Origin of the sequence: Sporolactobacillus terrae (assembly GCF_019930545.1) — a bacterium.
GTDB lineage: Bacteria > Bacillota > Bacilli > Bacillales > Sporolactobacillaceae > Sporolactobacillus > Sporolactobacillus terrae.
The window spans coordinates 1131275-1144569 of sequence record NZ_CP082837.1 but is presented as its reverse complement, the minus strand read 5'-3'; the positions used below and the strand labels follow the sequence as shown (position 1 = coordinate 1144569).

The 13295-nt window shown below is 44.4% G+C and carries 13 protein-coding genes and 1 riboswitch; of the genes, 7 read left to right on the top strand and 6 right to left on the bottom strand.

From position 1 onward, the window contains the following. Positions 1–3 precede the first annotated feature (3 nt). Entirely contained in the window at positions 4–606 is a 603-nt protein-coding gene (recU, locus tag K7399_RS05215) for a Holliday junction resolvase RecU (RefSeq protein ID WP_028975576.1), read from the bottom strand. 237 nt (positions 607–843) lie between these two features. On the opposite strand from recU, the gene K7399_RS05210 reads away from it, so the two are divergent. Together K7399_RS05210 and K7399_RS05205 are read left to right on the top strand one after the other, a co-directional pair. After that, positions 844–1143 carry a hypothetical protein gene (locus K7399_RS05210; RefSeq protein ID WP_028975575.1) on the top strand — a complete coding sequence of 100 codons (300 nt, stop codon included), beginning with the start codon at positions 844–846 and terminating at the stop codon, positions 1141–1143. Between the two features lie 109 nt (positions 1144–1252). Further along, on the top strand, positions 1253–1633 hold the full coding sequence (locus K7399_RS05205) for a YppE family protein (protein ID WP_128166723.1): 381 nt from the start codon (positions 1253–1255) through the stop codon (positions 1631–1633). Position 1634: 1 nt separating this feature from the next. Here the strand turns inward: K7399_RS05205 and K7399_RS05200 are convergent, their stop codons facing one another. Further along, positions 1635–1838 (bottom strand): hypothetical protein, encoded by a 204-nt coding sequence (locus K7399_RS05200; protein WP_028975573.1) that lies wholly within the window; start codon positions 1836–1838, stop codon positions 1635–1637. 77 nt (positions 1839–1915) lie between these two features. Then, a complete protein-coding gene (locus tag K7399_RS05195) occupies positions 1916–2464 on the bottom strand; it encodes a hypothetical protein (RefSeq protein ID WP_051575153.1) in 549 nt (182 codons plus the stop codon). A gap of 167 nt (positions 2465–2631) precedes the next feature. Further along, positions 2632–2728: riboswitch (TPP riboswitch) on the top strand. A gap of 103 nt (positions 2729–2831) precedes the next feature. Here K7399_RS05195 and K7399_RS05190 point away from each other — a divergent pair. The 4 genes from K7399_RS05190 to K7399_RS05175 are packed head-to-tail and all read left to right on the top strand — an operon-like array spanning position 2832 to position 6458. Continuing rightward, positions 2832–3428 carry an ECF transporter S component gene (locus K7399_RS05190; RefSeq protein WP_028975572.1) on the top strand — a complete coding sequence of 199 codons (597 nt, stop codon included), beginning with the start codon at positions 2832–2834 and terminating at the stop codon, positions 3426–3428. After that, entirely contained in the window at positions 3415–4893 is a 1479-nt protein-coding gene (locus K7399_RS05185; protein ID WP_028975571.1) for an ABC transporter ATP-binding protein, read from the top strand. Before K7399_RS05190 ends, K7399_RS05185 begins: the two co-directional genes overlap by 14 nt. Beyond that, on the top strand, positions 4853–5653 hold the full coding sequence (locus K7399_RS05180; RefSeq protein ID WP_028975570.1) for an energy-coupling factor transporter transmembrane component T family protein: 801 nt from the start codon (positions 4853–4855) through the stop codon (positions 5651–5653). Before K7399_RS05185 ends, K7399_RS05180 begins: the two co-directional genes overlap by 41 nt. Before the next feature lie 37 nt (positions 5654–5690). Further along, positions 5691–6458, top strand: coding sequence for an SDR family NAD(P)-dependent oxidoreductase (locus tag K7399_RS05175; protein WP_028975569.1), 768 nt, complete (start codon positions 5691–5693; stop codon positions 6456–6458). Between the two features lie 52 nt (positions 6459–6510). Here the strand turns inward: K7399_RS05175 and mbcS are convergent, their stop codons facing one another. After that, the gene (mbcS, locus tag K7399_RS05170) at positions 6511–8100 is read right to left on the bottom strand and encodes an acyl-CoA synthetase MbcS (protein WP_028975568.1); all 1590 of its coding nucleotides are present in this window, start codon (positions 8098–8100) and stop codon (positions 6511–6513) included. A gap of 103 nt (positions 8101–8203) precedes the next feature. Continuing rightward, on the bottom strand, positions 8204–9292 hold the full coding sequence (gene spoIIP / locus K7399_RS05165; protein WP_028975567.1) for a stage II sporulation protein P: 1089 nt from the start codon (positions 9290–9292) through the stop codon (positions 8204–8206). A gap of 223 nt (positions 9293–9515) precedes the next feature. Here spoIIP and K7399_RS05160 point away from each other — a divergent pair, with 223 nt between their 5' ends. Continuing rightward, positions 9516–11234 (top strand): methyl-accepting chemotaxis protein, encoded by a 1719-nt coding sequence (locus tag K7399_RS05160; protein WP_028975566.1) that lies wholly within the window; start codon positions 9516–9518, stop codon positions 11232–11234. 80 nt (positions 11235–11314) lie between these two features. Here the strand turns inward: K7399_RS05160 and pepF are convergent, their stop codons facing one another. Then, a complete protein-coding gene (gene pepF / locus K7399_RS05155; RefSeq protein ID WP_028975565.1) occupies positions 11315–13135 on the bottom strand; it encodes an oligoendopeptidase F in 1821 nt (606 codons plus the stop codon). Between the last annotated feature and the right edge of the window lie 160 nt (positions 13136–13295).

Here is a 13295-nt window from a genome sequence, read left to right as displayed (position 1 = left end):
TAATTAAAAGTAGACTTCACACACATTTTGAAGATAATCGACACGCGGAAGATACTTTTGCGGAATCAATGAACCATGATCCTGAAAGATTCGTTTCGGGATTGATTTGCGGCCGCCGTTTAAAGATTCGTCCCAAGCCGCCGCTAAATAATCCGCATCAAGCAGGAAAATCTCCGAACGCTTTGTGAATTTGACAATGATAAACCCAATACCGCCGTGTCGTTTGATTCGTTTCATATGCTCGACTTGATGGCGATGAAAATTCTTCAAGGGAATATAGTTCTCGTGCGTTGTTTCTTTTGCCTCAAAGTCTATGTATCTCCCTCGATAGATCCCGTTGTAGTCGGTAGTAGATGCTCTACGAAAATAAGCTTCCGTAATTTTGGCAGCACTTCGCTTCGGATAGTCTACATGGACAATTTGTATTGGTGTCGGCTTTTTGTAAATCACTGCCTGATCCGTTTCAATGTAATAACGGTTTGTCACGTTCAAATCTTCTTCTAAAGACATGCCGCGGTGCCCATAGACGATTTCCGAAGCGGGGCCAGATTGGACCGCTTGACTTTTTCCCTTGTAGGGCTGTCCATTGGGATAAAAGACGCTCATGATGCGGCTGCTCCTTTCCTTTCATTCAAAAGCAATGTCGTCTGCTTTATTCTTAGAACAGTATACCAAAGTACGCTTCGAAGGGGTTAATTTTATTTAAAACGGTCCAATCGGTCATGATTGCTTGCGAGAAAGGGCTAGTTTTGAAAGATTGCTGCTAGTTTTGTCGAGTGTGCAGGTGATCCCTCTCTTTTATGGAACCTCTAAATTAATCTAACTAAGAGAGAAGGGACGTACATGCACTCAGTCAAAAGTCTTGGCATGTCGGTTCGTGAACTGAATTTTCGGATGGATTATTTAACCATGCAATTGGAGCAGTTGGATCATAAAATTATGCGCAATAATAGTGAGTTAATTGAACAACAGTTGGATCTGTGCAAAAAAAAGATGGACCATTCAAAAAGGAAAATGAATCAGGTGGATCGGATGCTTGAAAAAGCGGCTCGTGGAACAGAAATATACTATTCAAACCAGCTAGAGTCGATTTTATTCGAACCGAACACAAACGCTTCGAAGGATCAGAACCGTTCAGCCTGAAAGATGTAACAAGCACGCTTGGGTTGACGCTTCATGAGCAGACTTGGTGAATTGACGATTTGATCATGATACACTAAGTTTAATCAACTTGTTTATGGAGTGAATCAGTGTGCCTATTGAATCAAAGTCCCGGCTGCATCAGCTGACGGTAAAGCTGAGGGAACTCAACCAAACCGCCTATAAACAGTATGCGGAACAAACGCAGGATAAAGCTTATCAGACCGATTTTTATGGCAAGGTCAAGCCGTTTGCCGATGCGATGCAAAAGGTTGTTGATGAATGGCATCCATTAGCGGAACATTGGGTCAGAAAACGCAAACCCAGGTATGTTTTTCCAATACAAATTAAAGATACGAGCGATAATTTAACGATTATATGCGTCACGGCATTTCAGAAGGACACGCGCAGACGGCGATTTTATGAAACCATTAAATCGATTGACTATGTTTTGGAAAATATTCAAGAGCAGTTGGAGCAGGATCTAAAGTGAATCAAGCTGCCATCCGGATAAATGAGATCAGAACAAAGATGAAATAAGGGACTCCCAGAAACAGAATTGCATAATACATGATTTTTGTGACCCATTCAAAGCATTCTTCAGCAGAAAGCTGCTCAATTTTTTGTCTGAGCTGCTGCAGCGAATCATTGAATGGTTCATTTTTTTTGGATAATGGTGTGGTATGTGTTTTTTCCATGAATGCTTCCCCCTAATGACTGCCTTTGATAGACTATATGGCTTGTCCGATGAAAATATGCAAAGTAGGTGGAGGATTCAGTGAAGCATTGGTTTTATCTCAGCAATCGTTTTGCCATTGAATGCTTTAAACCCTTCATTGAGTGCAATTAATTTTCCAGCATAAACCGGATAGACGGCGGCAAATCCTCCATTTAGGATATAATGCTGCGTCTGGCTGTATGATTTCAGGAAAAGAAGGTAATCCCCGTCGGCGAGCGGTCCAGTATATCGATTATTTAGAGGATCCGACGGCTGTGGAAGCGGATCGATCCCGGTGGTCAGCAGTTTGACCGGCGCTTGAACGCTGCCTTTGAGCACTTCATGAATCTGTAGCAGTTGTTCTGCATTGACAAAGCGCGCACCGGAAGGCAAGCGTTTTCCGGTATTCCATCTTTTAATTGATTGATTCAGATGCGTGTATACGATAAGGTCCGATTGTTGGATCATGCGCTGGCTGCTTTCCGGTTGAACAGTTTTGATGAGTTCATTCATTGATTCTGCGTGTATGTGGACAGGATGCCAAATAAGGCTGGAAAGCAGGAGAACAGCGACCAGCAGTGTGTGAGAAGAACGACCTAGCGGCATTTTGAGACAGCTCCGATCTTTTTTTGTTTAGCTTGATTCGCAGCGCTGCATTCTATACATGGGAAAGCATTGCTGGATTGGATTATTGACGATCATTCAAGCGGTTAATCTTGAACATTTCGTGAAGGTATAGTATGTTTAATCTGTTAGAAAAACTAAATGATTGGTTCGTCCACTAGGGGTGCTGTTTGCTGAGAGGGCATGGTCCCGACCCTTGGACCTGATCTGGTTAATACCAGCGTAGGAAAGTGGTAACTCAAACGTTATTCAAACCGCTTTCGTCTTACGATGAAAGCGGTTTTTTAAACTTTTCAAACATGGTGACCGGATGAACGGAGGAACAGTCAAAATTAAAGGGGGAACAGATATGGCTCATGAAAAAAGCCGTAATCTGAAGCTTAATTTAACCGACATTCTTGTAACGATCGTGATTGCACTTGTTTTTGGACTGGTTTTTCGCTTAATGGGACCGGTCTATGATTTGGTACAGCCGCTGGGGATACATCTGGATGCACTTCTGTATGGGATTTGGTTTATCGCCGCACCCTTTGCTGCACTTCTAATTCGCAAACCCGGTGTCGCATTCCTGGCAGAGACTGCTGCAGCGCTTGCTGAAATGCTTTTTGCAGGCAGCGGGGGCATTATCAACCTCTATTATGGTTTGCTTCAAGGGGCATTTTCAGAAGCAATTTTTGCCGCATGGCGCTATAAGAAATTTTCGATCGGCGTTGCTTCATTGTCCGCATTCGCTGCATTAATTGCATCAATCATTCTTGATGCCGGCTATGCATACCTGCCCTTACTCGCCGGATGGAATCTTATCTTATACCTCGTTTTTCGCTTGATTGGTTCCATTTTACTTTCAGGGCTATTTCCCTATGCTTTGGTGAAAGGACTTGAGAAGACCGGTGTCACGCAATCGCTTCGCCCGGTAACTAAGGAAGATTACGATGTCCTTAAGTAAGCGGGAAGAGTGGGGCGTTGATCAACTGCGTCTAGCATTCCCTAAGAAAAAATCGATGTTATTTAAAGATCTTTCCTTTCATTATAAGAAAGGTGAGCGAGTATTGCTCTTAGGACCATCAGGATGCGGTAAGTCCACACTGCTTCAAGTTCTTTCTGGTCTCATTCCAAACAGTATCCAATTACCGATGCGCGCAGAACGCTGCGTGATACCGGAAAACTGGGGGTATATTTTTCAAGACCCTGACACTCAGTTCTGCATGCCGTATGTTGATGAGGAGATTGCATTTGTTTTGGAAAATCGACGTGTACCCCGAGAGCAGATGCCGTCTCTGATTCAGCACTATCTGAACTTAGTCGATCTGAATTTGACCGATAATCATCGGTTGATTCGTACGCTCTCAGGAGGGATGAAACAGCGGTTGGCCATTGCCAGTATTCTCGCACTTGAACCGGAAGTACTGTTCGTGGACGAACCGACGGCATTACTTGATCCATCTGGAACCCGCAAGCTGTGGGAGACCGTGCAACAAATTGGAAATGACCGTACATTGATTATCGTTGAACACAAAATTGACCACGTGCTTGATTTCATTGATCGCGTCGTTCTTTTCAACGAGCAAGGCGCCATTTTTGCCGATGGTCCAAAGCAGGAAATGCTGTCTCGTTACGAAAAAAAGCTTGATGAATATGGGGTCTGGCATCCGGGAAGCTGGATGAACTATCGTATTCATCAGCAAAATGATTCAAAGCAATCCGTTCAAGGCGAGGTTCAACTCAGTCTTCATAATTTTGCCGTACTCAGGCAAAAGGAAGTTAAATTTTTTGCTGAATCTTTAAACATTCACAAAGGGGAATGGATTGCAATCATTGGTGAAAACGGGGCAGGAAAAAGCACGATGATTGAAGGCATTATGGGACTTCTTAAATCAAAAGGCAAATGCGTCTGGTCTTTTGGACATCCTGCCGATCATGTGCAATTTGTCTTTCAAAATCCTGAATATCAGTTTGTTACCGATTCGGTACAGGATGAACTCGCTTTCGGCCTTCGGGTTAGAAAACGGGATGAGCCTGAATGTGCAGATCGTGTTGAAGAGCATCTCCACCATTATTCTCTTGAACAACAGCGCCATCAACATCCGTTCCAACTGTCGATGGGGCAAAAGCGGCGATTGAGTGTTGCATCTGCATTAATCACTTATCCGGATGTGCTGATCTTGGATGAACCGACATTCGGACAGGATGCCAAGAATACGTTTGCACTGCTCGATCTCTTTCAACAGCTCCAACAGAGGGGAACGACACTGCTCATGGTGACTCATGAGATGGAGATCGTGCGACACTTTGCCAGCCGCATTCTGAAGGTAGAGAATGGATCCATTGTGATGGACACGCAAGATGAAGGCGTAGGAAAGGAGCAGGGGCATGGATACGGTTTGGGGAAACACGAACAAATTATTTTTTAAAGTGAATCCAAGTCTGAAATTTCTCCTCGTCTCTTCGCTGTTCATCTTGTACCTGTTTGTCACGAATCTAAATACAATGATTTGGACAGCACTCTTGTTTTTCATCCTGTATTTTTTTGTCAGCGGGTTATCAGGCAAGTGGTCGTTTTGGTTTGTGCTCCTGACCTTAATCGTCTCGCTGTTTAGTGCATCAGCGATGATCTTTTTCGGAAAAGGTAGTTCGGTCCTTTTTCAAAAAGGACTGATCCTCATTACACGGGAAAGTCTGGCTCGAGGCGTACTGCTCGGGCTTCGAACGTTTACGTTTAGCTTAATCGGCATGGTTTTTGCAACAACGACGCAGCCGGTTCCGTTTTTCTATTCATTAATGCAGCAGCTGAAAGTTCCAGCCCGATACGCTTATGGGTTTATGGCCGCTTTTCGCATGATTCCAATGATGGCAGAGGAATTTGTGAAAATACGCCAGGCGATGCGTGTGCGCGGGATGAACCGTCAAAAAGGAGTTAAGGCGTTCTGCGAGCGTATGACCCGTTATTGCCTTTCCATGCTCGCTCAATCGATTCGCCGTGCACAGCGCACAGCCATTGCAATGGAAGCGAAACGTTTTTCAATGACTGCGGAACGGACTTATTATTATAAAATCAGCTGGAGCAGAAAGGATATTTACTTTGTGCTCATTGTTCTTTGTACGGTAACACTCGGCTTTGTGCTTTCGAATGTTCTGCCGATTACTCCGTATACGAATGTTCTTGATCATTGAGTTTCCACGGTGCATGATTGAGGTAGGGAGGGATAGCGTGGTCAAAACAGTATTAATTACGGGCGCTACAAGCGGGATCGGCAATGCTCTCGCAAAATTGTTTGCTCATGAACCGGTCCACCTGATTCTTGTATCACGAAATGAAACCGTGATGGGCAAGATGAAAGATGGGATGCCGCATCGGAACGTTACCCTTATCAAAAAAGATTTAAGTGTTGTGAATGCCGCTCGCGAAGTTTATGAAGAGGTAAAGCAGAGGGGACTGGTCGTTGATCGGCTCATTAATAATGCAGGATTTGGGTTAATTGGTTGTTTCGATCAATTGCCAGTCGAACAGATGAGTGACATGATCCGACTGAATTGCAGCGCACTGACCGAACTCAGCTATTATTTTCTTACCGATCTTAGAAGTCGATCAGGAAAGATCATGAATGTCGCAAGCACGGCTGCTTATCAGCCCGGTCCGTATATGGCGGTGTATTTTGCAACGAAAGCCTTTGTCCTTTCTTTTTCCGAGGCACTTTCTGAAGAACTGAAGGGAAGCGGAGTGACGGTCACTGCGCTATGTCCGGGACCGACTCATACAAATTTTGGCACGACCGCACATGCGGAAGATGTACGGCTTTTCAGCCGCTCGATGGATGCACAACGGGTAGCAAAGCTTGGCTATCAAGCAATGGAACGGGGGAAGCGAGTTGTTATACCCGGGGCGCTTAATCAATTTGGTGCGGTTGCTGCAAAATTTCTCCCGCGAGTCTTGGGCGCTAAGGCTGTGAAGATGGCGACACGACCAACAAAGCACTAAAAAAATCCGAAAGGTCCTAAGCACCTTTCGGATTTTTAATGCCGCAATTTTTTTAGTTTTGCTGTTCTTTTGCGCGCTGAATTTCCAAATCGCGCAGCGCGGAACGCATAATTTTGCCTGATACAGTCTTAGGTAAATCGGTAACAAACTCGATCGCTCTTGGGTATTTGTATGGAGCGGTATTCTTTTTCGTAAACGTCTGCAATTCCGGTATCAAAGTCGGACTTTCTTTGTAGCCTTCTTTCAGAATAACAAAGGCTTTAACAATGTTTCCACGGACTGGATCAGGACTGGCAACGACGGCACAATCTTTAACCGCTTCGTGCTTCAGAAGCACATCCTCAACTTCTGAAGGCCCAATTGTATAACCCGAGCTGATGATGATATCATCACGTCTGCCTTTGAACCAGAAATAGTTGTCCTTGTCCCTTGACGCACGATCACCGGTTAGGAAATAATCACCGATCACTGATTTTTGATACCGCTCCGGCTGCTGGTAATAGGTTTTGAACAGTGCGGGAAAGTCGCGGCGAACAGCAATGTTTCCGACAACGCCTTCAGGGACCTCATGACCTTCTTCATCAATGATCGTAATAAATTCATCAAGGATCGGCTGTCCCATTGAGCCAATACGAATATCTTTACCGACGAGCGTACCGATCAGCAGAGTGCTTTCGGTCTGACCATAGCCATCTTTGAGCTGAAGGTCAAACGTATGCTTGAATACATCGATGACGCCGCGATTCAACGCTTCTCCTGCAGAGCAGGCGGTATGAAGCTGGGAAAGATCATAGTGATCCAAATGGTCGACTTTGGACATCAAACGATATTCGGTCGGTGTGCAGCAAAGGACATTAACTTTGTAATCTTGAAGCAGCTGAAGCTGTTTTTCCGGGTGGAAGCGTCCAAAATAGACGAGACCGGTAACGCCTTTTCCAAGTACAGACAGGAAAGGACTCCAAATCCATTTCTGCCACCCCGGACCTGCCGTTGCCCATACCGTATCACCCTCATGGACATCAAGCCAACGTTCGGGAGCAATTCTGAGGTGAGCATAGGCCCACGCATGGGTGTGCACCACGCCTTTAGGCGTGCCCGTTGTTCCGGAGGTATAGGTGAGAAAAGCCATATCATCTTTCTCGGTATCCACGGTTGTATAGGTCGTTGGCGCTTGATCCATAAGTCGATCCATTGAAAGCCATCCGTTTGATTCGCCGGAAACAGAGATCTTATGTTGAAGCGATGGCATCGTCTCATCGATGTGATCCACCTGTTCGGTGAATGCTTTATAAACGACAATTGCTTTTGCTTCACCCTGATTAATACGATAACTGATATCTTTGGCGCGAAGCATCTCAGAGCCTGGAATAACCGCAATTCCCGCGCGCAACGCCCCTAAATAGATCACGTAAGCGTCGATGATTCTCGGCACGATCGTCATGATTTTATCGCCTTTTTTAATGCCTAAGTGGTTGAGTACATTGGCAAACTGCTTTCCTTTTTGAATGAGTTCATGATAGGTAACGGTTCGTTTTTCACCCGCTTCATTTTCCCAGTACAAAGCGATCCGATCTGAATCAAACCGATCAATTTCATTTGTAAGATTGTATTTCTGTGGTGCAATAAGGTCTGTGAGTTCCATTTTATTCGCCCATCTCCCTATAAGGTTCACTTTTGAAGGAAGCCATTCAAAAGCGATGTTATAAGTTAATATTAATACCTGGTGCTAAATATTACAACTCTTTTCAATTATTTTGTTTGATGATCTTAGCTAGAGCTTCGGCGAATGCTTGAGAGCTGCGTGTGATCTCTTCTTGGTTATTATCGATACCGCCGATTTCAACCAAAAGGGCATTCTTTGACAAATCCTGATTGTAAACCCCGTTTCCAGTTAACTTTGTTTTGCCGACAATGCCACGAACCAGATCTGGATAACGCTTATCAAGTTCAGATTTTACTTTTTTCGCCAGATAAAGGTTGGCGGAGTAATTCGGATTCGCTTCACCAATGATGATACTGATGCGTGCAAAAGAGGTTTTGCCAATTTTCATGGTCGTGACGTTCTTACCAGAAGAATCACGATGAATGTCAATGAGATAGTTGAGGCTCGGTGTTTTTTTCAATTCCTTTTGAACCATCGCTCGTGAACTTTGATAAGCCTCATTATAGCCCCATCCTTGCTTGATCAGGTGCACATAACCAATTCCGTTCTGAGCAAGCACTTGGCCGATTTCTTTTCCATTGATCGCGACACTCTTATTCGGATTGGTTGTCGTGACCTGCCCATTATTGATTGGATGATAAGATTCCCATGGGTGCGTATGATAGATTAACACTGTCTTTTTAAGCTTCGCATTGCTTTTATTGGTTTCATCTGGTTTCGGTTCATCAGGCTCAGGTGTTTCGATATTAATTTGTGACGGCGGGGGGTTGTCTTTCGGGAGATTTGTATAATTCAGGCCCTTTCCGGCGACAAAAATTCGTGTATTGTAAATTGAAAAACCTGGGAGCTCAGAGCCAAACAGGCTGCGATTGTCATCAAAATGCAGCTCCGTGATCGTTTCAAAGATGACGTGAGAAAGCGATTTGGGACGTTCTTGCTTGTCCAATGCATGATTAAAGATGTTATTTTCACTGCCAAAGGTTTCAGTGAGCAGGACCTCGGCGGGCCAATCAGCTTTTTGCATTACGTCTTCAACAGCACCAATTTTGAATTGGCTGATACTGATCAACATCGCCAAACCGTAAACCAAAGTGATAAAAAAAAGGTAGTAGAAGAGGAGCGATGGTTGGGCTGTTTGCTGCATTTTTAGTGTTGGATTGATTTTTTTCAAGCTTGTCCCTCCCGATTTTGCTGCATGCTGCTCTATTAATCTATGATCCGAAGGGGCCAAGATAGACGTGTTTTTTCAAGCGTAGCCGATAAATGAATCCGTCAAAAAGAAATTGTAAAGATAAATTTACATTCCTTTAACGTTTTACCTCTTTATTTGCGTTCGATTTGATTGAATACTTATAGAGTAGGAAATGACACAGGTCAATGGAGTGTGTGAAACGATGAATCGAATGCGCAAACTGTGGGAGAAAAGTACAATCAGCATGAAATTTTCAGTTGGCTTATGGGTAGTCATCATTCTGATGTTTCTCTCAGCTGCGGCATCAACACTTTTGCTTTATCAGTCTATGAAAGGAGCAGAGGAAGCGCGTGCGGCGGGTGAACGTGCGGCGCAGATTACTGAAATTGGAACGCTATTTAAATCAAAAGACGCGCGCATCATTGATTATCTTCTCGATCCTGGGGACCGATCTGTGAAGCTGTACACGCAAGAGCAGAACAAACTCAACCAAGCGGAAAAGAAATTAAAGCCTTATATGAATACACCCGATCAGAAAAAGTGGTTTTCTCAGATTATAACTGATGATTCACGGCTGTTTAATCTTTTTCAAAGTGAATTTGTGCCTGCGGTTCTGATGAATCAGAAAAAGGAACTATCAAGAGTGCATCAAGAACAGAATACGATTCAAGAAAGAAGCATAAAGCGCATTAATCAATTGCGAGATTCAGTCATTGATGAACAGCAGCGGGCGATGGATCTTGTTCGAAAACAAGTCATCGGGGCGATGCTTTTTCTAGCCGTGAGTATCGTCGTGACGCTTTTAATCAGTTGCGCGATTACATGGCGCGTCAGCAAAGAAATGAAGCACTCCTTCAGATACGTCATTGGACTTACCGAACGGATTGCTGCCGGTGACTTAACCGAACATGAGAAAGCAAAAACAAATAAAGACGAACTCGGCTTGATCGCGGATTCTATGGAAAAAATGAAGGCCGATCTGCTCGAACTGATTCGGATGATGGTTCAGGCAGCGAGAAGATCTAAAACAAGTGGACAAGCGTTAATTCAATCGACCCAGTCCGTCTCAACGGAAAGCAAAGAGATGATCCGAATCATGGATCAACTTGCCAATGGTTTTGATCGGCAAGCGGCAAATACCGTCCACATTGCACAGTTCACTGAGAATTTTAGTGAACGCTTAACCAAGGAAGTTGCCATGCTTTCCTCAGTGCTCCATCAGGCACAGGACGCTTCAGACTTAACGGAAACCGGACGGTCAATGATTGAAAACTCGCAACAGCACATGAAGACGATTAAATTGAGTGTGAACGACTCAAGCCGCAAAATGGAAGAGTTTAAGCAGCAATTGGCACAACTGACTAAATTCATTGAATCCATTGGCCACATTGCAGGGCAAACCAATCTATTGGCGTTAAATGCAGCGATCGAAGCGGCGCGAACAGATCAAGAGAGCAGTGGATTCAGTGTAATCGCCGATTCGATACGAAAACTGTCGAATCAAACCTCTAAATCGACAAAGGAGATGTCCCTGATGCTCAGCGCGGTGTACAAGGGATTTGATCGTGTCAATGATGCGCTGAATGCGAGTCAAGAACAGGTAGAAAATGGTGTCCAGCAGATTACAAATACTGGGGAAGTATTATCAGTCATTAATCAGGATGCACTTGATATACGATCAAGCTTAACGGATGTATCGTCAAACTTGAATGAGGTCAGCTTGATCGGTGTGCAAATGAAGCAGTCACTTACTGAAGTTGCTGCAGTCTCTCAGCAATCTGCGGCAAGTGTTGCTCAAGTGAATCAGTCGATGAACAAAATTGAGCGATCCATTGGTCGATACATGAAGGAAGCAAAAATGATCGACGATACGTCCAATCAATTTGAAAAGGTGATTCAGCGCTTCAGACTTGAGCATTAAAATATTCCAGTCAAGTTCTGCAAGCGATTCATTTATCCACATAAAAAAAGAGCTGCCGATGTGATTGTCGGCAGCTCTTTTTAAACAGTTGCTCTGTGTTCGTTGGGCGGAGCACTCTGCATGGCATCCACAAGTGAGCCAACATAACCAACAGCAGCGCGAATCGTTGCCGGATTCGTGATGTCGACATGCGCTTTTTCGATCAATTGCTGCGGGGAAAGACTTGCTCCTGCTTTTAGAATAGAGAGCCAACGATTGATTGCTGGTTGACCTTCTTTTTCAATTTGAGCAGCAACAGCCGTTGCAACCGTTAGTCCGGCTGAGTACGTGTACGAATACAATCCTGAGTAATAATGCGGCTGCCGCATCCAGGTTAAACCATCACGTTCATCAAGTGCAACGGCATCACCCCAAAACCCTTTGAGCGTCTCATTGAACAGCTTGGTCAGTACTGAAGCCGTTAATGCCTCACCATTTTCAGCTAGGCGGAATACTTTTCGCTGATAAACGCCTTCCAGAAGATGGGTAACAAAATTGTGATAGTAGGTACTCAAAATCCTTTCGGTGACCGATCGTTTCATTTCATCTGATTTTGCTTGCTGTTTCAGATAACGGGCGAGAATCAATTCGTTCATCGTAGAGGGTGCTTCAATAAAAAATAGGGAAGGGCGGTAGTTCGCTAACTTTTGATACTTTTGAGAAAGCATAAAGTGACCGGCATGTCCGAATTCATGGGCAAGGGTGAGAATGTTGCGGATGTCTCCGGTCCAAGTCATTAAGATATAGGAATGCGCACCGTATGGAGAAGAACAGAAGCCACCGGTTGATTTTCCAACATTATCGCCGTAATCCACCCACCGGTTATTAAGACCTTCTTCAATGATTGCACGATATTCCGGGCCCATTATTTCGAGGGCTTCAAGAAGTACTTTTTTACTCTCCGCAAAGGTCGTTTGTGGGGCGGACGTGTCAATCGGAGCAAGCAGGTCGGCATAGGTCATGCGATCTAGTTTAAGCTGCTTTTGTTTTATTTTTGCGTAACGCCGCATATGGGGCGCCAATTCTTTGTAGATAATCTCCAATTGGTTCGTGTACATTGATTCGCTTACCTGTTGTTCTTGAAGCATATACTCCGTTGCTGATTTGTAACCGCGCAGTTTGGCAAGTGCAATCGTTTTTGCAACTTCGGCAGCATACACGGCAGCAAAGGTATTCTTATAGGCGGCAAGGGTCTCGGTAAATGATGCATAGGCGTTTCTTCTTAACGTGGTATCCCGACTCGACGCGTATCTGTTTTCATAAAGCGTGAAAGACATGGGCAATGCTCTGCCCTTGCCGTCAGTAACCGGATGAAACTGCATGTCGGCAAGCTTACTGCGTGAATAGATCGTATAGGGAGCATCAAACACCTCCGAAAATGCCTTAATCGTTTTCTCTGCCTCTGGATGCAGACGATGTGGTTTTCGAAGCAAAAGCTTATGAAAATAGGGTGCGTATTCCTTCAGTTCAGGTGTGGTTTTCTCAAAATCCGCCAGTTTGTTTTCATCTACAGCCATCAATTGATCTTCAAAAAAAGACAACTGCGTTTCAATTTCAGTAATGACCGCATCAACGCGAGCGGCATCTGCTTGGTTTTCGGCGTTGCTGCTGTCGGCGGATTGTTTAAGGCTTACAAAAGCAGAAAGCCGCCAAAGCCGACCTTTTAAAGCGAAATAGGTTTCCAAGGCCTGATAGAGCGCTTTGCTGTTGCTGGTTATGCTGCTTTTTTGTGCAATGATTTTCGCTGCTTCAGCATTCACATCATTAAGTTCTTCGACATAGGCTTCTCGAGTAGAGAACAGATCCTTGAGGTTCCAAGTCTGTTCTGTTGGCACTTGCTCTCTTTTTAACCGTTGTTCCAATGCTATCCCTCAATTCTCATCATTCGTTCCTTATAGTTTAGCATACAGCCAGCAAATCTGTAGGTTCTGGCGCACGCAATCAAAAGAAAGCCATTCCATCAGACGACACACAATCGTTTAAGCAAAAAGATGACTGAAAAAATCATCTTGATCGTTCATT